This window comes from Arsenophonus nasoniae DSM 15247 (genome assembly GCF_000429565.1).
Lineage (GTDB): Bacteria > Pseudomonadota > Gammaproteobacteria > Enterobacterales > Enterobacteriaceae > Arsenophonus > Arsenophonus nasoniae.
On the sequence record NZ_AUCC01000188.1, the window covers coordinates 1 to 2,087 of the forward strand.

A 2,087-nucleotide genomic window follows, 5' to 3' on the forward strand; every position below is an offset into this window, starting at 1 on the left:
TAGATACTCTTTATGTGTGAATCTATCGTTGAAGGGCAAACATCTAGTCTTTTAGCAATTTCTTTAGCAGTTAGCCGTTGTTGTGCCCAGAAAATAACTTCTAGTTCTCTTTTGGTGAAGGTGTTATTAGGCGCATCAAATTGAATCGTTTTTCTATTAAGCCTATTTATGTAATATAATAAATTAGGTAAATCAAGCCTTCGCCCGTGTCCAACCAGACCAATTATTTTATTTTTTTTATCATAAAGTGGTATTTGTTCAGCTAAATGAGGGACAAGTTCACCGCGGTTACCCTTCCCATAATGATGGATTGCTATAGATATTATTTTTGTATTTTCCTCAATTGCCTTTTTGTCGTTTTTTAAGAATTCAGGCCAAAGTTCTTCACATATTTCGGTGGGAACTTCTCTATCTGACTTACCTTCAGGATTGAATTTCTTAGGAAACCGGAAAAAATTAAACGCAGAGCTATTCACAAATATATATTTAGCATCCAAATCTTTTATAAGCCAGTGGTCTGAACTGTTTTTTATAAATGATATTAATGATTGTGGTGATGACACATATGATTTTATTTCATCTTTACTTTTTTTCATGATATTAACCTTCTTTTTAAAGGAGTTAATCAGACTATTTAATAGTAAATTTAATCTGATAATTATGGAAGGAAAGCAGCATGATAAATAATGCACGAGATGCTTATGCTTTTGATCGTTTGCCAAAAGAGGAAAAAGCCAGCCTGTTTAATGTCGCTATTGTTCGTATGGGATTGTCTACTTCGTTAGCTCAATTTATGTTGGGAGCCACTTTAGGACATAGGATGACCTTTATTGAAGCAATGATAGCTACAACGATTGGTAGTTTGGTTTTATTATTCGTTAGCTTTGGTTTAGGTTTCGCTGGTATGAAAGAAAGTCTGTCAACCAGTATTTTATCAAAAATGTGTGGTTTTGGAAAAATAAGCTCTATGTTTATAGGTATTATTATTTCCATAAGTTCGTTATGTTGGTTTGGTATTAATATTTCACTTATTTCGCAAGGTGCTATTAATACAATTTTGCCTAACGGTAATTCATTCTTTATTATTATAATCACAGGTTTAGTCTTCACTTTTCTCGTGGCTTTTGGATTCAAAGGATTAAGTATTACCGCAAAAATAACGGTACCTTTGTTTTTAACAGTAATATTTTTTATAAGCTTAAAAGAGGTTGTTCTAACTCAAAATAATTTTGATTTATCAAAACCAAATGGCGAACCTTTGTCCCTTGGTGAAGCATCTACTATGGTGGCTGGACTATACATTATAGGTGCGTTAATTACCCCAGATATTAGTCGATATTGCAAAAGTGGCAAGCATGTATTCTGGATGATATTTAGCTCTATTCTTGTCGGTGAGTTTTTAATCAACGGTGTTGCTATATTGGTTGCACATGCATTAGGCACTGATAATGTTGTTGAAATAATGTTACATAGTGCAGGTATCATTGGACTAATCACAATTATTCTGTCCGCAATTAAGGTTAATGATACAAATCTTTATTCATCTTCCCTTCACATGTTAGGATTCCTAGGATCCGTTACAAAAAGAAAATTTAGTTATGCCACCATGACTATCGTTCTTGGTTTGTTGGGTACTTTTTTATCGGCTGCTGGCATCTTGGAACATTTAACCGCATTTTTATTGGCGTCAGGGGTCTTTTTTCCACCAATAGCAGGGGTAATGCTAGTTGATTACTACATTTTAAAAACAAGTCGCAAAATCTTAGACGAAACGAGAGAAAAAGGATTATTGCCGGATGACTCACAGACTCCACTCATTGGCTGGTCTGCGATTATTGCCTGTATTGTTGGTACACTTGTCGGTGTATTCTTCAACTTCGGCATACCTTCTTTGAATTCTATTCTGGTGGCAGGAGTGGTTTATTGGCTTTTAATGAAAAAGAGATAAGAGATAAGAGATAAGAAACAAAAACAGGCAGTATTATTTTTGCTGCCTATTTTGAGAAAAACTTAAAGGCTAAAACCTGAATTTTGCTCTTGCCGTTGCTGTTTTTTCTGCTCCTGTTTGGGCTGTTCAATCACCTGTT

Annotated in this window: 2 protein-coding genes; one reads left to right on the top strand and one right to left on the bottom strand. The window is 34.5% G+C overall.

The genetic code is table 11. From position 1 onward, the window contains the following. Positions 1-596 (bottom strand): PAS and helix-turn-helix domain-containing protein (locus tag G468_RS0117245; RefSeq protein WP_026824062.1); only part of this gene is annotated, 596 nt, incomplete at its 3' end. Positions 597-676: 80 nt separating this feature from the next. Between G468_RS0117245 and G468_RS0117250 the strand changes: the two genes are divergently transcribed. Continuing rightward, positions 677-1,948, top strand: a complete 1,272-nt coding sequence (locus G468_RS0117250) for a purine-cytosine permease family protein (protein WP_051297191.1) — start codon at positions 677-679, stop codon at positions 1,946-1,948. The last annotated feature ends 139 nt before the right edge of the window (positions 1,949-2,087 follow it).

What these genes read in the sequence shown, in the direction of transcription:
- G468_RS0117250 (WP_051297191.1), top strand. Translation starts at nt 677, where the DNA reads ATGATAAATAATGCACGAGATGCTTATGCTTTTGATCGTTTGCCAAAA.